The organism is Enterococcus sp., assembly GCF_032555305.1.
In the GTDB taxonomy this organism is placed as follows: Bacteria; Bacillota; Bacilli; order Lactobacillales; family Enterococcaceae; genus Enterococcus_A.
Map to the genome: position 1 here is coordinate 38,470 of NZ_JAWGOQ010000028.1, position 15,723 is coordinate 54,192.

Annotated in this window: 13 protein-coding genes; 7 read left to right on the forward strand and 6 right to left on the reverse strand. The window is 41.0% G+C overall.

Going from position 1 to position 15,723, the window contains the following annotated elements; genetic code table 11:
* Positions 1–103: 103 nt before the first annotated feature.
* Positions 104–805 (forward strand): MarR family winged helix-turn-helix transcriptional regulator, encoded by a 702-nt coding sequence (locus tag E6139_RS17660; protein ID WP_316404757.1) that lies wholly within the window; start codon positions 104–106, stop codon positions 803–805.
* 65 nt (positions 806–870) lie between these two features.
* The gene (locus E6139_RS17665) at positions 871–2,649 is read left to right on the forward strand and encodes an ABC transporter ATP-binding protein (protein ID WP_316404758.1); all 1,779 of its coding nucleotides are present in this window, start codon (positions 871–873) and stop codon (positions 2,647–2,649) included.
* A 65-nt stretch (positions 2,650–2,714) separates the two neighbouring features.
* Here E6139_RS17665 and leuD read toward each other — a convergent pair whose 3' ends face one another.
* From leuD to E6139_RS17685, 4 genes are read right to left on the reverse strand one after another with little or no spacing between them, the layout of a single operon-like run.
* Positions 2,715–3,296, reverse strand: coding sequence for a 3-isopropylmalate dehydratase small subunit (leuD, locus tag E6139_RS17670; protein WP_316404760.1), 582 nt, complete (start codon positions 3,294–3,296; stop codon positions 2,715–2,717).
* Complete coding sequence (gene leuC / locus E6139_RS17675; RefSeq protein ID WP_316404761.1) at positions 3,296–4,669, reverse strand: 3-isopropylmalate dehydratase large subunit; 1,374 nt, start codon at positions 4,667–4,669, stop codon at positions 3,296–3,298. Before leuC ends, leuD begins: the two co-directional genes overlap by 1 nt.
* Positions 4,670–4,671: 2 nt before the next feature.
* Positions 4,672–5,721: a 3-isopropylmalate dehydrogenase gene (gene leuB, locus E6139_RS17680; RefSeq protein WP_316404762.1), complete on the reverse strand. Its 1,050-nt coding sequence runs from the start codon at positions 5,719–5,721 to the stop codon at positions 4,672–4,674.
* A gap of 58 nt (positions 5,722–5,779) precedes the next feature.
* A complete protein-coding gene (locus E6139_RS17685) occupies positions 5,780–7,294 on the reverse strand; it encodes a 2-isopropylmalate synthase (protein WP_316404765.1) in 1,515 nt (504 codons plus the stop codon).
* Positions 7,295–7,898: 604 nt separating this feature from the next.
* Here E6139_RS17685 and E6139_RS17690 point away from each other — a divergent pair.
* Positions 7,899–9,560, forward strand: a complete 1,662-nt coding sequence (locus tag E6139_RS17690) for a peptide ABC transporter substrate-binding protein (protein ID WP_316404767.1) — start codon at positions 7,899–7,901, stop codon at positions 9,558–9,560.
* 101 nt (positions 9,561–9,661) lie between these two features.
* Here the strand turns inward: E6139_RS17690 and E6139_RS17695 are convergent, their stop codons facing one another.
* Positions 9,662–10,006 carry a DUF3899 domain-containing protein gene (locus E6139_RS17695; RefSeq protein ID WP_316404769.1) on the reverse strand — a complete coding sequence of 115 codons (345 nt, stop codon included), beginning with the start codon at positions 10,004–10,006 and terminating at the stop codon, positions 9,662–9,664.
* A 161-nt stretch (positions 10,007–10,167) separates the two neighbouring features.
* Between E6139_RS17695 and opp3b the strand changes: the two genes are divergently transcribed.
* Genes opp3b through E6139_RS17715 form a run of 4 tightly spaced genes read left to right on the forward strand, consistent with a single transcriptional unit; the run spans position 10,168 to position 14,178 of the window.
* Complete coding sequence (gene opp3b / locus E6139_RS17700) at positions 10,168–11,109, forward strand: oligopeptide ABC transporter permease (RefSeq protein WP_316404771.1); 942 nt, start codon at positions 10,168–10,170, stop codon at positions 11,107–11,109.
* The gene (gene opp3C, locus E6139_RS17705) at positions 11,109–12,143 is read left to right on the forward strand and encodes an oligopeptide ABC transporter permease (protein ID WP_316404772.1); all 1,035 of its coding nucleotides are present in this window, start codon (positions 11,109–11,111) and stop codon (positions 12,141–12,143) included. The genes opp3b and opp3C overlap by 1 nt, the downstream gene beginning before the upstream one ends.
* 6 nt (positions 12,144–12,149) lie before the next feature.
* Positions 12,150–13,196, forward strand: a complete 1,047-nt coding sequence (locus E6139_RS17710; protein WP_316404773.1) for an ABC transporter ATP-binding protein — start codon at positions 12,150–12,152, stop codon at positions 13,194–13,196.
* A gap of 28 nt (positions 13,197–13,224) precedes the next feature.
* A complete protein-coding gene (locus E6139_RS17715) occupies positions 13,225–14,178 on the forward strand; it encodes an ABC transporter ATP-binding protein (RefSeq protein ID WP_316404775.1) in 954 nt (317 codons plus the stop codon).
* Between the two features lie 124 nt (positions 14,179–14,302).
* Here E6139_RS17715 and E6139_RS17720 read toward each other — a convergent pair whose 3' ends face one another.
* Positions 14,303–15,460, reverse strand: coding sequence for an LPXTG cell wall anchor domain-containing protein (locus E6139_RS17720; protein WP_316404796.1), 1,158 nt, complete (start codon positions 15,458–15,460; stop codon positions 14,303–14,305).
* Positions 15,461–15,723: the final 263 nt, after the last annotated feature.

Below are 15,723 nucleotides of genomic sequence, written 5' to 3' on the forward strand. Positions count from 1 at the left end.
AAAAATTAGCAAAGTTATTGACAACAGTTCGGTACCGAACTATAATAACAAACGAAATAAAGTTCGGTACCGAACTTTTATGATGAAAGAAGGGGATTTTAATATGAGTGAGTTTACAAAAGACTTGATGCGACAATTACGTTTTATCAGTTCTGCCAGCAATGCGTTCATGAGCAAGAGACAAAAGCTGAACGGTCAGCAACGTGTAATAGCGATTTTAGCAAAAGAAGATGGGCTGATTCAAAGTCAATTAGCTGAGATTTTAGATATCCGTCCAAGTTCATTAGCTGAATTAATGAAAAAGATGGAAAAAAGCGGAGATGTACTACGAAAAGAAGAAGAAAACGATAAACGAATCAAGCGAGTTTTTTTAACCGAAAAAGGAAAACAAAAAGCGCAAAAATTCAGCTACGTCAGTGAGGATATGAGTGAGGCATTCTTTGCAGGGTTAACCAAAGAAGAACAAGAAAACTTCAGTGAGTATATGCAAAAAATTTCTGCCGGGTGGCAAGAAGAATTTCAAAATCAAGCAGGACGTTTTGTTGACCCAATGGATCGTTTGCGACAGATGCAAGCGATGCGTGAGAAGTTCGCAGAAAATTGGCAAGAGGATTGGCAAAATCTCTCACGAGAAGAACAGCATCGTCTACGCAATCAAATGAGACGAGAGATGCGAAATGCCTCACGAGATTTTTCGCGTAATTTTAATCATGATTTTCGCCAAAATTTCTGGGGCAATCCCAATTTTTGTGATGGACCGGATAAGTCAAAAGATTCAGACGATACAGAGTGGGAAGATTTTTAACAGTTAGAAGTGGTGAGTTTTTCATTGGAGTAACTCTCATTACCACGAATTAGGAGGTAACAAGTATGGATCGGGATATGAGTATGGCGCCTGAACAAACAACAAAAGGCGATAAAAAGAAAAGCAACTATAAATTGAAGGATTTTTTACGATTGATCATGAGTGTCAATCCAAAGAAAACACTCTTTGCGATTGGTTTGTTTTTAAGCCTATTAACAAGTGGGGCTAGTTTGATCGTACCTCAATTAACCAAGGGCTTGATCGATACAAGCAAATTGGCACAGATCGATAAGACGATGCTGATTGTTTTAGTTTTGGCCTTTGTGGCCCAATTGGCATTCGGGGCGATCGGCAGTTTCTTATTACGTTATGTCGGTGAAAGTGCCGTCAAAACATTGCGAGAAAAATTGTGGGGCCATTTATTACAAATGCCTGTTGGTTATTACGACGATCATAAATCTGGTGAAAGCAGTTCACGATTAGTCAATGACACGACGGTCATCAAAGATTTAGTAGCCACCCAATTTCCAAACTTTATTACTGGAGCGATCCAACTTGTAGGATCAATGATCATCCTATTTGTCATGGATTGGAAAATGGCAGCAATGATGTTCTTAGCAGTACCCATCATGGCCTTGATCATGATGCCGATCGGTCGGGTCATGTCTCGTTTAGGTCGTCAATTACAGGCCGCAACGGCTGACTTCAATGCTGAGGCTAGCGAAAAATTATCGGAGATTCGTTTGATTAAGTCTAGTAATGGAGAAGAATTTGAAAAAAATAGCGGCGGTTCATTCATCAATAAGATCTTCAATTTAGGAATTAAAGATGCGAAGGTTGAAGCAATGCTGCAGCCCATCATCACAACAGTCATGTTAGGTTTATTCGTGGGAATCTTAGGCTACGGCGCCGTTCGTGTCCAAGCGGGTACATTAACTAGTGGACAATTAGTTGCTTTTCTATTGTATCTGTTTAACATCATGATGCCGGCAGCCAGCTTCGCGATGTTCTTCTCGCAAGTGCAAAAAGCGATGGGGGCGACAGAACGAATCGAACAAATCTTGAAAACCGAGTTGGAACCTATCGAAACAGGCAAAGCAGTTGATGTGGCAGGTAAGACAATCAAAGCGGAGAATCTTTCTTTCCATTATGTAGCGGATCGCCCAATTTTGAAAAATGTTTCCTTTGAAGCCAAACCAAATACGGTGATTGCCTTTGCTGGGCCAAGCGGTGGTGGAAAATCTACGATCTTTGCCTTGTTGGAACGTTTTTATCAACCAACAGATGGTGCGGTCAAAATAGGAGATGAAAAAATTGATGATCTCAGCTTAACAAATTGGCGTTCACAAATCGGTTATGTTTCGCAAGATAGTGCCGTTTTTGCTGGAAGTATTCGTGAGAACCTACAATATGGTCTCGATCGGACATTGACGGAAGAAGAATTGTGGCATGGTTTGGAATTGGCTTACGCGGATCAATTTGTTCGTGATTTTCCAGAACAATTGGAAACAGAACTAGGAGAACGCGGTGTGAAATTATCCGGCGGACAAAAACAACGGATCGCCATTGCTCGTGCTTTCTTACGTGATCCAAAAATCTTAATGTTGGATGAAGCAACAGCCAGTTTGGATTCACAATCAGAAGAAAAAGTTCAACGTGCGTTGGACCAACTGATGGAAGGGCGAACCACACTAGTTATCGCTCACCGTCTATCTACGATTGTAGATGCCGATCATATTTACTTTATTGAAAAAGGTGAAGTGACCGGTCATGGCACTCATAGTGAATTAATCGCCAGCCATCCACTATATGCGCAATATGTACAAGAGCAAGTGGTGAATTAATAAGTGAAAAGAAAATCGCGTCGAAGCTTTCTAAACAGAAAGTTTTAACGCGATTTTCTTTACTATTAATAAGTCGGCATTTTTTCTTCGTAAGCTGTGATCTTATCTTCATATTGCATGGTGATGCTGATATCATCTAGACCGTTGACTAATTTCTCTTTCCAAGTTGGGTCGATTTGAAAGGCATAGCAAGACTCGGATGTTTGCACCTCTTGTTTTGGCAGATCAATCGTAATTGTTTGATCGGCAGGAATCTGGCTGAGAATCTCGCGGACGTCCTTATCCAGCTTGATCGGCAACAGACCATTTTTCAATGCGTTCATATAAAAGATGTCACTATAGCTGCCGGCAATCACCGCTTTGAAGCCGTAATCTTGAATAGCCCAGGCTGCATGTTCACGCGATGAACCAGAACCAAAGTTTTCGCCAGAGATTAAGATTGTTGCCTCTTTTCGTTTTGGTGCATTTAAAATGAACTCAGGATTTGGTGAACCGTCTTCCAAAAAACGCCATTCATCAAAAAGATGTTTGCCGAAACCGGCCTTATCGACTTGTTTTAAAAAGCCTTTTGGAATAATTTGATCCGTATCAATATTATCGTTCATTAGAGGAACTGTTTTTCCTGTATAAATCGTAAATTTTTCCATTAGATGACCTCCTTGCGGCTATCGACGAAGTTTCCATGAATGGCCGCTAGTGCTGCCATTACCGGACTACAAAGGTGGGTACGAGCGTCTTTGCCCTGGCGTCCTTGGAAATTTCGATTGGATGTAGATGCACAATGAACTCCTGCTGGTACACGGTCAGGGTTCATACCCAAACACATTGAGCACCCAGGTTCACGCCATTCAAACCCTGCTTCGACGAAAATTTTATCCAAGCCGATCTTTTCAGCGGCTTTGCGAACGGGTCTTGAACCGGGGACGACGATGGCAGTAACATTGTCATGAACCTTTTTACCTTCGACGATTTTCGCGGCTTCCTGCAAATCGGATAGACGTCCGTTGGTACAGGAACCGATGAAGACATATCCGATTGGAATATCTGATGGTGTTTGGCCTGGTTTAAGGTCCATATAATCGTAAGCTTTTTGCAAATCAGCTGAGGTGGCTGCCGGGAAAGTCCCATCGAATGGTACGCCCATCTCGGGATTCGTTCCCCAAGTTACAAAAGGAACAAGTTCGCTGGCATCAAGCGTCAGCACCTTGTCGTATTGAGCATCTTTGTCAGTGTAGAGCTCTTTCCAGTCATTGATTGCGGCTTCCATGTTTTTCGGAGCATACTCGCGTCCTGCCACATATTCAAACGTTTTGTCATCTGGGGCGATGATACCAATCTTTGCGCCGCCCTCAATTGCCATGTTGCAGATCGTCATGCGTTCTTCCATAGAAAGGTTTTCAATCGTTTCTCCGCAAAATTCTGCACCGTAACCGACACCGAAATCCGTTCCATATTTCGCGATCAACGCCAAGATAATGTCTTTTGCATAAACGCCCTTTGGTAGTTTACCAGTGACTTTGATCCCCATATTTTTCGGTTTGTTTTGCCAAAGCGTCTGGGTAGCAAAAACATGTTCCACTTCGCTGGTTCCGATACCAAAAGCTAGGGCACCGAAAGCACCATGAGTTGCTGTATGTGAATCCCCGCAGACAATTGTTTTACCTGGCTGAGTCAGCCCAGTTTCGGGACCAACCATATGAACGATCCCTTGACGTTCACTACCATTATCACAAAGCTCAACGCCAAATTCTTGACAATTTTCTCTCAATGTATCGATTTGTTTTTTCGCAACTAGATCGGTGAAGTTGTAAATATCTACTGTCGGTGTATTGTGATCCATCGTAGCGAATGTTCGCTCAGGATGACGCAAAGTTCGACCAGCTTCACGAATCCCCGCAAAGGCTTGAGGGGAGGTGACTTCATGGATCAAATGCAGGTCAATGTAAAGCAATTGTGGAGAACCTTCTTCGCCATGAACGACATGTCGATCCCAAAGTTTATCAAATAATGTTTTTCCCATAGTTATTTTTCCTCCAATTCTCGAATCACGGCGTCTGTAAACTCGTCTGTTGTTGCTTGTCCGCCTAAATCATGTGTAAAGATTCCATTAGAAAGAACGGTATCGCAGGCTTTTTCAATTGCTGCAGCAGTTTGTTCTTCCTGGAATGATTGGCGCAGCATCATGGCTACGGATAAGATCATTGAGATCGGGTTAGCAATCCCTTTTCCTGCGATGTCGGGCGCCGAACCGTGAATCGGCTCATATAGCGAAGGGCCGTCATTGCTGTGACTGGCACTTGGCAATACACCTAATGACCCTGGTAATACTGAAGCTTCATCGCTCAAGATGTCACCGAAAAGATTATCCGTTACGATCACATCAAATGCTTTGGGATTTTGAATCAATTTCATTGCTGCCGAATCAACATATTGATGTTCTAGCTGGCAATCAGGATATTCTTTCGCGACTTCCTCCGCTGTTGCTCGCCATAATTTACTGGAGGCAAGAACATTCGCTTTATCTACCGAAGTCACTTTCTTACTACGACCTTGAGCAATTTTGAAAGCTGAATGGACGATCCGCTCGACCTCGTCTTTCTGGTAGCGGGCAGTATCGTAAGCCATAGTATCAGTCAATTCTCGTGGTTCACCGAAATAAATGCCGCTGCTAAGTTCTCTTACAATGATCAAATCAGTTCCTTCAAGAATTTCAGGTCTCAATGGTGAAAGATGCAGCAGGGCGGAAGAGACTGAGACTGGGCGAATGTTTGCGAACAAATTGAGTGATTTTCTTAAAGCCAGCAAGCCTTTTTCCGGTGTGTCTGTCATTTTCTCCCATTTGGGCCCACCAATTGCCCCAAGTAGGATCGCATCTGCTGTTTGACAAGCAGATAGCGTTTTTTCTGGAAGGGAAGCACCTGTTTCGTCGATCCCAGCACCTCCAAAAGGAAGTTTTTCAAGCTCAAAAGTAGTTTGGCACTTTTTCTCAACGGCGGCTAACACCTTCAATCCGCTATCCATAATTTCTGGTCCGATACCATCTCCGGCTAAAACAACAATTTTACTATTCATGTATCTGCTCCTATCTCAAATTAAAGTATTCATTTTCTATTCTTCGATCAATCATTCGCTAACCATTTTGTTGTAGATGGTTGCTGGCTTGGACATAGGCCTTTGCTGATGCATGTAGAACATCAAAATCTACACCGATTCCGCGGTACTCGTTGTTCGTTTCTTCATCGAATAAAGTTAAGCGAACTTCCGCTTGGGCATCTTCGCCGCCAGTCAGTGCTTGAATTTCATATTCGGTCAGCTCAGGATCTTGATTAAATAATTCATCAATCGAATTGTAGATCGCTTGGATACTGCCAGAACCAATTTGTGAAGCAACTTTCGTTTCGCCGTTTTCATCTGTGATTGAGACGATTGCTCCCTGATAGCCGTTAGAACTGTATTGAACCTGAACATCCGCTAGTTTATATTTCTCGGTTTCTTCCCGGTATTGATCAGCAAGCAGTGCCACAAGATCCTTATCCGTAATTTGCTTTTTCTTGTCGGCTAATGATTTGAAACGTTTGAAGGCTTCTTTACTGTCGGCATCATTTAGTTGGTAACCTAATTCCTCTAATTTTGCATTAAATGCATGACGCCCCGATAATTTTCCGAGTGGAAGAGAATTTTGATTGACACCCACCATGGTAGGCGTGATGATCTCGTAAGTCTCTGGATTTTTCAAAACGCCGTCTTGATGAATACCAGATTCATGGGCATAAGCATTATCACCAACGATTGCTTTATTTTTTGGAACAGGAATGCCTGACAGGCGAGAGACTAGTTCACTGGTTCGTTTAGTTTCGTTTAATACGATATTTGATTCACATTGATAGAAGTCTTTGCGAATCGCCAGTGCCAACGCCACTTCTTCTAGTGCTGTGTTACCGGCGCGTTCGCCGATTCCATTGACCGCCCCTTCAACACGATTTGCCCCATTTTCAATCGCTGCCAGTGCATTCGCTGTTGCCATTCCTAAGTCATCATGGCAATGAGAGGAGAATGTGATTTCTTGGTTACTACGAATATTTTCGATCAATGATTTAAAAATACCGCCATATTCAGTAGGATTCGAGTAGCCGACGGTGTCTGGAACATTAATGATCGTTGCGCCAGCATCGATCGCTGTTTGTACTGCTTCTAATAGGAAGTCTTTTTCCGTTCTTGAAGCATCTTCCGGTGAAAACTGCACCTTCTTGAACAAACTGCGTGCGTAGCCAACGTGTTCTTTAATGGAAGTCAGAACCTCCTCCCGAGTCATTTTCAGTTTGTATTGCATATGCACGTCGCTTGTTGCTAAGAATACGTGAATTTGCGGATCGACTGCATCTTTTAGTGCTTCATAGGCCCGGTCGATATCCTTTTTCTGACAACGAGCCAGTCCTGTTACAGTCATGCTCTTGGCTTGACGAGCAATACTTTGGACAGCTTCGAAATCACCAGGTGAAGCGATCGGAAAGCCTGCCTCGATGACATCTACCCCCCATTTTTCTAATTGAAGAGCGATCTGAACTTTTTCTTTTGTATTAAAATTTACTCCTGGGGTTTGTTCACCATCCCTTAATGTGGTGTCAAAAAATTGAATCTTTCTCATTTTTACTCCTCCTTTGGTCAAAAACGGGTATAAAAAAAGCACTCCATCGGAAAAGAACCACTTTCTTCTCCGATGCAATGCGAATAGGGACTTTATGAAATAATTTTCAGAAAGTCCCAGCTATAATAATAAAGTTGCGTTGAAAGACATATTTGATTTCATCATAGCAACCACCCGTTCAATGTCAGAATTTTTAAAAAATTGTTGTAATCATCGTATAAAAAAAGAAAAGAATTGTCAACACAATTATGAAAAAAAGATGAGAATTATTTTTAATTTATTTGTCGATTATGAAATAAGGCTGAATGAAAAGAAATTTCTCCTCAGACAGCTTAAAAGTTTTCTACTATATAAAGAGCTCAGCAATCTGTCATGGTGATGTTACAACAGATAATAAAAATTTGGATATTCAACATTATTTCTAATTCAGAAAAAATTTTTTAGCTTAATTGCTGATTCTACAAGTTTTCTTAGGAATGTTTTACAAAAAGCCAAAAATTATTAGAGCATATGGTTTGATTTATTAAAAATAAATGATTAAACTACTCGACATATTCAGAACTTCATAATTATTCTGAAAATTGAATCAAAAGGGGAAAAAGATATGAGGAACAAATTTGCTTATGGTATTATCGCGATTTGCGGGCTCGCTTTGGCGGGTTGTTATGGAGGCAACAGCGCAACAACTGATGAGAGCAGTTCGAGCGCAAAAGCCAAGAACAATGGAACATTTAACTTGGTGGTCCAACAGGAGATGCCGACTGCCGATCTATCAGTCGCGACCGATACGATTAGTTTTACTGCATTAAATAATGTTTATGAAGGAATCTACCGTCTAGACAAAGACAACAAACCTCAACCAGCTGGTGCAAGCGAAAAAGTCAAAGTCAGTGATGACGGCAAGACCTATACTGTCAAATTAAGAGACGATGCGAAATGGTCAAACGGTGATCCAGTAACAGCAAAAGACTATGTCTTTGGTTGGCAACGTACTGTGAAGCCAGAAACAGCCTCAGAATATGCTTATCTATTTGAACCCGTTGAAAATGCAGCAGATATTTCAGCTGGAAAAAAAGCCCCAGATACATTAGGGATTAAAGCAGTCAATGATCATGAGTTGGAAATCAAATTAGCGAAGCCAACACCGTATTTTGATTACTTACTAGCTTTCCCATCATTCTTTCCACAAAATCAAAAAGTGGTAGAAGCAAATGGGAAAGAATATGCTACTAAGAGTGACAAATCGGTCTACAATGGTCCATTTACATTAGAAGGATTCGACGGACCGGGTACGGATACCGAGTGGGAATATAAGAAAAACGATACTTACTGGGATAAGGACGAAGTGAAATTATCATCAGTTAAAGTTAATGTGGTAAAAGAATCTTCAACTTCATTGAATCTGTTTAAAGATGGTGAAGCAGATGATGTTATCTTGTCTGGTGAATTAGCTCAGCAAAATGCCAACGACCCAGCATACAAATCATTTAAAGAAGCTCGTACAAGCTATCTTGAATACAACCAACGCAAAGCAGATTCACCATGGAAAAACGAAAACTTGCGTAAAGCAGTTTCATATGCCATTAATCGTAAATCATTGGTTAACCAAGTGTTAGGTGATGGATCGGTTGTTTCCACAAGTTTGATTCCATCAGGCATGTCAAAAAATCCTAAGACGGATGAAGACTTCGCCAAAGAAGCAGGCAAGCTTGTTCCTTACGATAAAGAAAAAGCAAAAGAATACTGGGATAAAGCGAAGAAAGAATTAGGCATCGACAAACTATCGTTCGAGTTAATGGCCTCTGATACAGATTCATCGAAAAAAGTGATTGAATACATTCAAGGCGTTTTGGAAGATACTTTGCCAGGGATGACCGTGAAGCCAACACCAGTTCCATTTTCTGTTCGTTTAGACCGTTCAAATGCTGGCGACTTTGATGTACTGCTTGGTGGTTGGGGCGCTGACTATGCCGATCCATCTAGCTTCACTGATTTGTTTGTAACAGGAAACTCTTATAACCGTGGACGTTGGAGTAATGAAGAGTATGACAAATTAGTTGAGGCATCAGGCAACAAAGACGCTAGTGATGAGGAAGCTCGTTGGGATGACTTGCAAAAAGCCAATGAAATCATTTCAAAAGAATCTGGTGTCGCACCGCTTTACCAATTATCTGAAGCTCATTTAGTAAACGAGAAAGTCAAAGGGGTTGTTCACCATCCTGCCGGCGCTTCTTGGGACTACAAATGGACTTACGTGGAAGAATAATATTTAGGTGAAAGACGCATTTCATTAAGGCTTTTTATATGGCTGAAATGCTGATGATAATAAAAAAGAAGTTGGAACGGTGATCCCGTTCCAGCTTCCTTTTAAATCATTGCTATCAATGCACAAATGATTGAAGCAGCAAGTAAAATAGCTGCGATGATTAACCAAAAAGAATAGCGTCCTTGTCCAACCTGTGAGAGGGACTGAAATTCTGATTTTTTCTTTTGTTTTCTGCTGAAGGCCTGATGCATCGAATGTTGAAAGTGATCGAAGAAGCCTGAAGAAAAAATCCAAAGTAAGATGCCAATGATTAGAAATGGTAATCCGGTTAAGAACAATCGGTTGGATAAGTTCAATGCAGAAAGTGATCCTTGAATAAATGTATAGATCACAATAATCACTAGCAAACCGCCGCCGATTCCAATGGGAAATAATTTATTTTTCATACATACACTCCAATAATTAATGGCTAACACTATCCAGATAAAAAACTTATCCGCAATGTATTTCTACTCTAAACCATATCAAAAGTAGAAGTCAAAATATAAGAGCGGAACACCAGACTTATTTTATCAATCAGAAAATAAGTACTTTTAGGAGGCACCTCATGGGCAGTTATTTGAAATATTTTTTAAAGCGTGTCTTTTTCATGTTAATTACATTATGGCTGATTGCGACCATCACTTTCTTCTTGATGCAATTATTGCCGGGGACACCGTACACCAACCAAGAACGTTTGAGTCCTGAAACGATCGCGATGCTGAATAAACAAGTCGGCTTAGATAAACCAGTGATCGTTCAATACGGGATTTACTTATCAAACCTCGTACAAGGAAACTTCGGAATTTCTTTCCAATTCAAAAATCAAGCCGTTGCAGCCTTGCTAGCCGGACGAATCGGACCATCATTGCAGCTAGGTTTACAGGCGATTATCTTCGGAACCTTTGTTGGAATCATTTTAGGAACAATCTCTGCTATGAAACAAAACTCGTGGGCTGATACAGCCTCTACTTTGGTAGCGATTCTAGGACGTTCAATTCCCAATTTCGTCTTCGCTGTGCTATTACAATATATTTTCGCCATGAAACTGCGTATTTTGCCGATTGCTAAATGGGAAGGCTTTGCTTATACGATCTTGCCTACACTAGCACTGGCTATGTCGACGTTAGCGGACTCAGCCCGTTTTATACGAACCGAAATGGTCGAAGTACTTCACAGTGATTATGTGGAGCTGGCTCGCGCCAAAGGCTTGAGTCGATGGGAAATCGCTTTTAGACATGGTTTAAGGAATAGCTTGATTCCTTTAATGACCTTGCTTGGACCACTGGCTGTAGCTTTGATGACTGGTTCGCTAGTAGTAGAAAATATTTTTGCGATTCCTGGTATCGGAGAACAGTTTGTAAAATCAATCATGACTAATGATTATCCAACGATTATGGCTGTAACGATCCTTTATTCATTCATGCTGGTCTTTGTCATTTTAGTTGTGGACCTGCTGTATGGATTAGTTGATCCACGGATTCGTCTTTCAGAAGGGAGTAAGAGCTAATGGAAATGAAATATCCTTCAATCGTTGATATTCCCGCAGATGAATTTCAACCCCTACAAAAAAACACCGAAGAGGAACGCGAGGAAATTGCGGCGCCTTCACTGAATTTCTTACAGGATTCTTGGCGCCGTTTGAAAAAAAATAAAGCGGCAGTCATTTCGATGATTCTTTTAGCTGTAATCATCGTTGTCTCAATCGTGACAATTTTTGTTTCACCACATAATCCAAGCAAACAAAATGTTGATTATATAAATCTACCTCCACGGGTTCCAGGTTTAAACATTAACGGCTTAAATGGAAAAACAATGGTCGCTGGTGAATTAGTCGATAAATATGCGCAAGCAGATGTTCCCGATAATGTGAACTATTTTTTAGGAACAGATGGATTGGGACGCGATGTGCTAAGTCGTCTATTCATGGGAACACGGATTTCACTGCTGATCGCCTTTATCGCAGCACTATTTGATATTACGATCGGTGTGGCCTATGGATTGATTTCCGGTATGCTAGGAGGCAAAGTCGATAATGCGATGCAACGTTTCTTGGAAATCCTTTCGGGGATTCCTAACTTAGTTGTGATGATTTTGATGCTGGTCGTTTTTGAACCGGGGATTTTCTCGATCGTAGCCGCTATGGCCATTACTAACTGGATACCGATGGCGCGGATCGTCCGAGCCCAGACCCTCAAGCTGAAAGATCAGGAATATGTTTTAGCAGGGATGACTCTGGGTGAATCGAAATGGAAAATTGCTTTCAAGCACATCATTCCGAATATCTCCAGTGTCATTATTATTCAAATGATGTTCAGTATTCCGACTGCGATCTTCTTTGAAGCGTTCTTGAGTTTTATCGGCTTAGGTTTGACGCCGCCGGCTGCTTCTTTAGGTACATTGCTGAATGATGGGTATAAAACCTTCTTGTATTTGCCATACTTATTGTGGATTCCAGCGGTGACTATTTCGCTGATCATGATTTGTTTCAACCTGTTAGCCGATGGTCTTCGTGACGCATTCGATCCGAAAATGAAAGAGTGACGATTTATGGAAAAAATTTTAGAAGTGAATAATTTGAATATTTCATTCGACACCTATGCCGGAAAAGTTCGGGCGATTCGTGGAGTTGATTTTGATTTAAATAAGGGAGAAACGCTAGCGATCGTAGGGGAGTCTGGTAGTGGAAAATCCGTTACCACTCGTACGATCATGCGTCTGCTTTCCAGTAATGCCAATATTGATAAGGGACAGATTTTGTTTAAAGGCCAAAACATTGTTGATAAATCAGAAAAAGAAATGCAGAAGATCCGTGGAAGAGAAATCGCCATGATCTTCCAAGATCCGATGACCTCGCTTGATCCGACGATGACGATTGGAAAACAAGTCGCAGAGTCATTGCGCAAACACAAAAAAGTATCGAAAAAAGAAAGCCTGAAAGCCGCCCTAGATTTGTTGAATCTCGTGGGTATTCCAGATGCTGAAAAACGGTTGAAAAATTATCCTCACCAGTTTTCTGGAGGGCAGCGGCAACGGATCGTAATCGCGATCGCCTTGATCTGTAACCCTGAAATTTTAATCGCTGATGAACCGACAACTGCCCTGGATGTAACGATCCAAGCGCAAATTTTGGAACTGTTAAAAGAAATTCAGGAAAAAATCGAAACGTCCATCATTTTTATTACCCATGATCTTGGTGTGGTAGCAAATGTCGCCGATCGTGTAGCAGTGATGTATGCTGGTAAGATTGTCGAAGTCGGTACAGCAGAAGAAATCTTCTATAATCCACAGCACCCTTATACATGGGGATTACTTGGATCAATGCCAACATTGGAAAGCGAAAACGATCGTCTATATGCGATTCCTGGTTCTCCGCCGGATTTGTTGGATCCGCCAAAAGGTGACGCATTCTATCCGAGGAATGAGTTTGCGTTAAAAATTGACGCCGAGATGGAGCCGCCATTCTTTGAGCTTTCTGAAACACACAAAGCAGCAACTTGGTTACTTGCGCCACAAGCACCAGCAGTTACACCTCCAGCTGAGATTCAACGACGTTGGGATATTTTTCGCAAGAAACAAAACCAATATTCCGCTTAATTTTTAGCGAGGAAAATGGAGGACTACGATGGAAAAACGCTTATTAGAAGTAAAACACTTAAAACAGTATTTTAATACTGGTACGAAAAATGAAGTACGTGCTGTGAATGATGTCAGCTTTCACATCAACGAGGGAGAAACTTTTGGTTTGGTCGGAGAATCGGGGAGTGGAAAATCTACGACTGGTCGAACAATCATTCGTTTGAATCAAAAAACGGATGGAGAAATTCTTTTTGATGGAAAGGACGTCGCAAAAATCCATGGCAAAGCGGCATTGACAGAATTTCGCCGCGATGTCCAAATGATTTTTCAAGACCCCTATGCATCACTTAACCCGCGGATGAAAGTCAAAGATATCATCGCAGAAGGAATCGATGTCAATGGTTTAGCTAAAACACCAAAAGAACGAGACAAGATCGTAAATGATTTATTAGAAACGGTAGGGTTGAACCCAAGTCACGGGACACGTTACCCCCATGAATTCTCAGGTGGTCAACGACAACGGATTGGGATCGCCCGTGCATTGGCTGTCCGACCTCGTTTCATTATCTGTGATGAGCCAATCTCAGCACTGGATGTTTCAATCCAAGCTCAGGTCGTGAATTTACTGCAAGATTTACAGAAAGAGCATAACTTAACCTATCTATTTATCGCTCATGACCTTTCGATGGTAAAACATATCAGTGATCGTATCGGTGTAATGAACAATGGTCATCTGTTAGAAGTTGGAACCAGTGATGAAATCTATCACTATGGCGTTCATCCATATACAGAAAGTTTGTTGTCAGCCATCCCTATGCCGGACCCCGATCATGAACGGCAACGTCGCCGTATCAAATACCAGACAGAGCCGCACGATGGCAAAGCGCGCTCATTACAGGAAATCGCACCTGGTCATTTTATTTATTCTTCTGAAGATGAAGTCGCTTATTATAAGAAGAAATTGCAGCATTTGAAAAGTCAAAAAGCTGTAGCAGTTTAAAAGGAAAAGCCAAAGCAGAGTAGAAAATCTGCTTTGGCTTTTTAGGTTAGGGATGAAAGACTTTCCATTCGTTAAATAAAAGTCGACATCACTTTACAAAAATATAGCACAAAACTAATCTGCTTTATTTTACATGAATGCGACGTTTTAGAATAACTAATCCTGCAAGTAAGAATACAGCGATTCCGATTATGGTAAGAGAAGTAGTGCTGCGTTCACCAGTCCTAGGATATTCCTTTTGACCAACAGCTTGAGCCGATACATCACTTTTTACTGCAGCATTGGTATTAGGAATAGTTGTAACGCTTTGAATAATTGGTTTAGTAGTTGGGGCTAGATTTTGAATAGGTGCAACAGGTTTTGGTCCATTATCGATTGGTCCATTTCCTTGCTGAGAGGAGTATAACCAATGCACGAGGCCAGAGAACAAACCGTTTGCAGCACTTAGTTCATCTTCTGCACCACTAAGATGATCCAAGATGTGTAACATTTCTTCGTTCGTAAAGTGTCGAAGCGGCAAGAATCCTTCCTTATTCGCATAAAGCACTCGTAAATAAGCTTGTAATTGATCAACGTTTTGAGCTAACTCAGCAGTCGTTGTGTAATTATTAGGATTGAAAGCTAAGGCCCTTTCGACATCATTCCATGAAACTACTTTATCTTTATAAACCATTCGTAACACACGAACATAGCTGCCGAAATCCATGCCGGTAATATCGAAGTTATAACGATTGAACAGTTTGAAGGCATTTGTCAGTTCTTCATCAGTATAACCTTTGAGCTCGTTCTGATTGATTCCATAATCTGTACCAGTCAAATTTTCACGAATTTTTTCAGCTGTCCATTCTTTATTAAGATTTTCTTCGATAACCGCTGGTGATTCTAGTGCTTTTACAGCAGCTAGCTGAGGGGCAACAGCTTCGGTTTTCTTTTCTGTCTTCTTTTCGACTGATTCTGAAGCTTTTATTTTTTCTGCTTGTTTTGTTTCAACAGTAGGGGATTCAACAGTTGGCACTTCCTTTGCTGCTTCCTTTTTTGTTGTCTCTTTAGTAGCAGTATCTTCAGTGGCGGTTTCTTGACTTTCGACTGTTTCTTCCGAGGAAGCTTGAGTTTCATTAGGGACGGTTGAGAGTTGATCGTTTGCTTCTGTTTCCTCAGGAACAGAAGTGCTCTCAATTACTTGTTCTTGACTAGAGCCTACTGTTTCAGCAGGGATACTTTCAGAAGTATCAGCAAATGCAGCAAGGGGGAAGCTCAATACCAACAAACTTAAAACAACCATTTTTTTCACAAGAATCACTCCTTAAATTATTCTGTAACACAATTGTAACATAAGAAATGTATTTGTAAACTAGGGGATCGAAAATAGTTGAAAAAGTTTTTTATGCCCTTTGTAAAATCGATTTAAATAATAATTACTATTATAAAGTTCTTTTTATGTAAAAATATCATTGAAAATATTTTATCAGCTCATAGTTTTTTTTGAGAAAAGCAGCCGCTCAAAACCTAGTTAATTGATTTGAGCGGCTGCTTTAGATTCGGTTA

Bases quoted from the DNA above. Each gene is read 5' to 3' on its own strand.
- leuC (WP_316404761.1), bottom strand. From the start codon at position 4,669: ATGGGAAAAACATTATTTGATAAACTTTGGGATCGACATGTCGTTCAT.
- leuD (WP_316404760.1), bottom strand. From the start codon at position 3,296: ATGGAAAAATTTACGATTTATACAGGAAAAACAGTTCCTCTAATGAAC.
- E6139_RS17685 (WP_316404765.1), bottom strand. From the start codon at position 7,294: ATGAGAAAGATTCAATTTTTTGACACCACATTAAGGGATGGTGAACAA.
- E6139_RS17715 (WP_316404775.1), top strand. From the start codon at position 13,225: ATGGAAAAACGCTTATTAGAAGTAAAACACTTAAAACAGTATTTTAAT.
- E6139_RS17695 (WP_316404769.1), bottom strand. From the start codon at position 10,006: ATGAAAAATAAATTATTTCCCATTGGAATCGGCGGCGGTTTGCTAGTG.
- E6139_RS17660 (WP_316404757.1), top strand. From the start codon at position 104: ATGAGTGAGTTTACAAAAGACTTGATGCGACAATTACGTTTTATCAGT.
- leuB (WP_316404762.1), bottom strand. From the start codon at position 5,721: ATGAATAGTAAAATTGTTGTTTTAGCCGGAGATGGTATCGGACCAGAA.
- opp3b (WP_316404771.1), top strand. From the start codon at position 10,168: ATGGGCAGTTATTTGAAATATTTTTTAAAGCGTGTCTTTTTCATGTTA.
- E6139_RS17690 (WP_316404767.1), top strand. From the start codon at position 7,899: ATGAGGAACAAATTTGCTTATGGTATTATCGCGATTTGCGGGCTCGCT.
- E6139_RS17665 (WP_316404758.1), top strand. From the start codon at position 871: ATGGATCGGGATATGAGTATGGCGCCTGAACAAACAACAAAAGGCGAT.
- opp3C (WP_316404772.1), top strand. From the start codon at position 11,109: ATGGAAATGAAATATCCTTCAATCGTTGATATTCCCGCAGATGAATTT.
- E6139_RS17720 (WP_316404796.1), bottom strand. From the start codon at position 15,460: ATGGTTGTTTTAAGTTTGTTGGTATTGAGCTTCCCCCTTGCTGCATTT.
- E6139_RS17710 (WP_316404773.1), top strand. From the start codon at position 12,150: ATGGAAAAAATTTTAGAAGTGAATAATTTGAATATTTCATTCGACACC.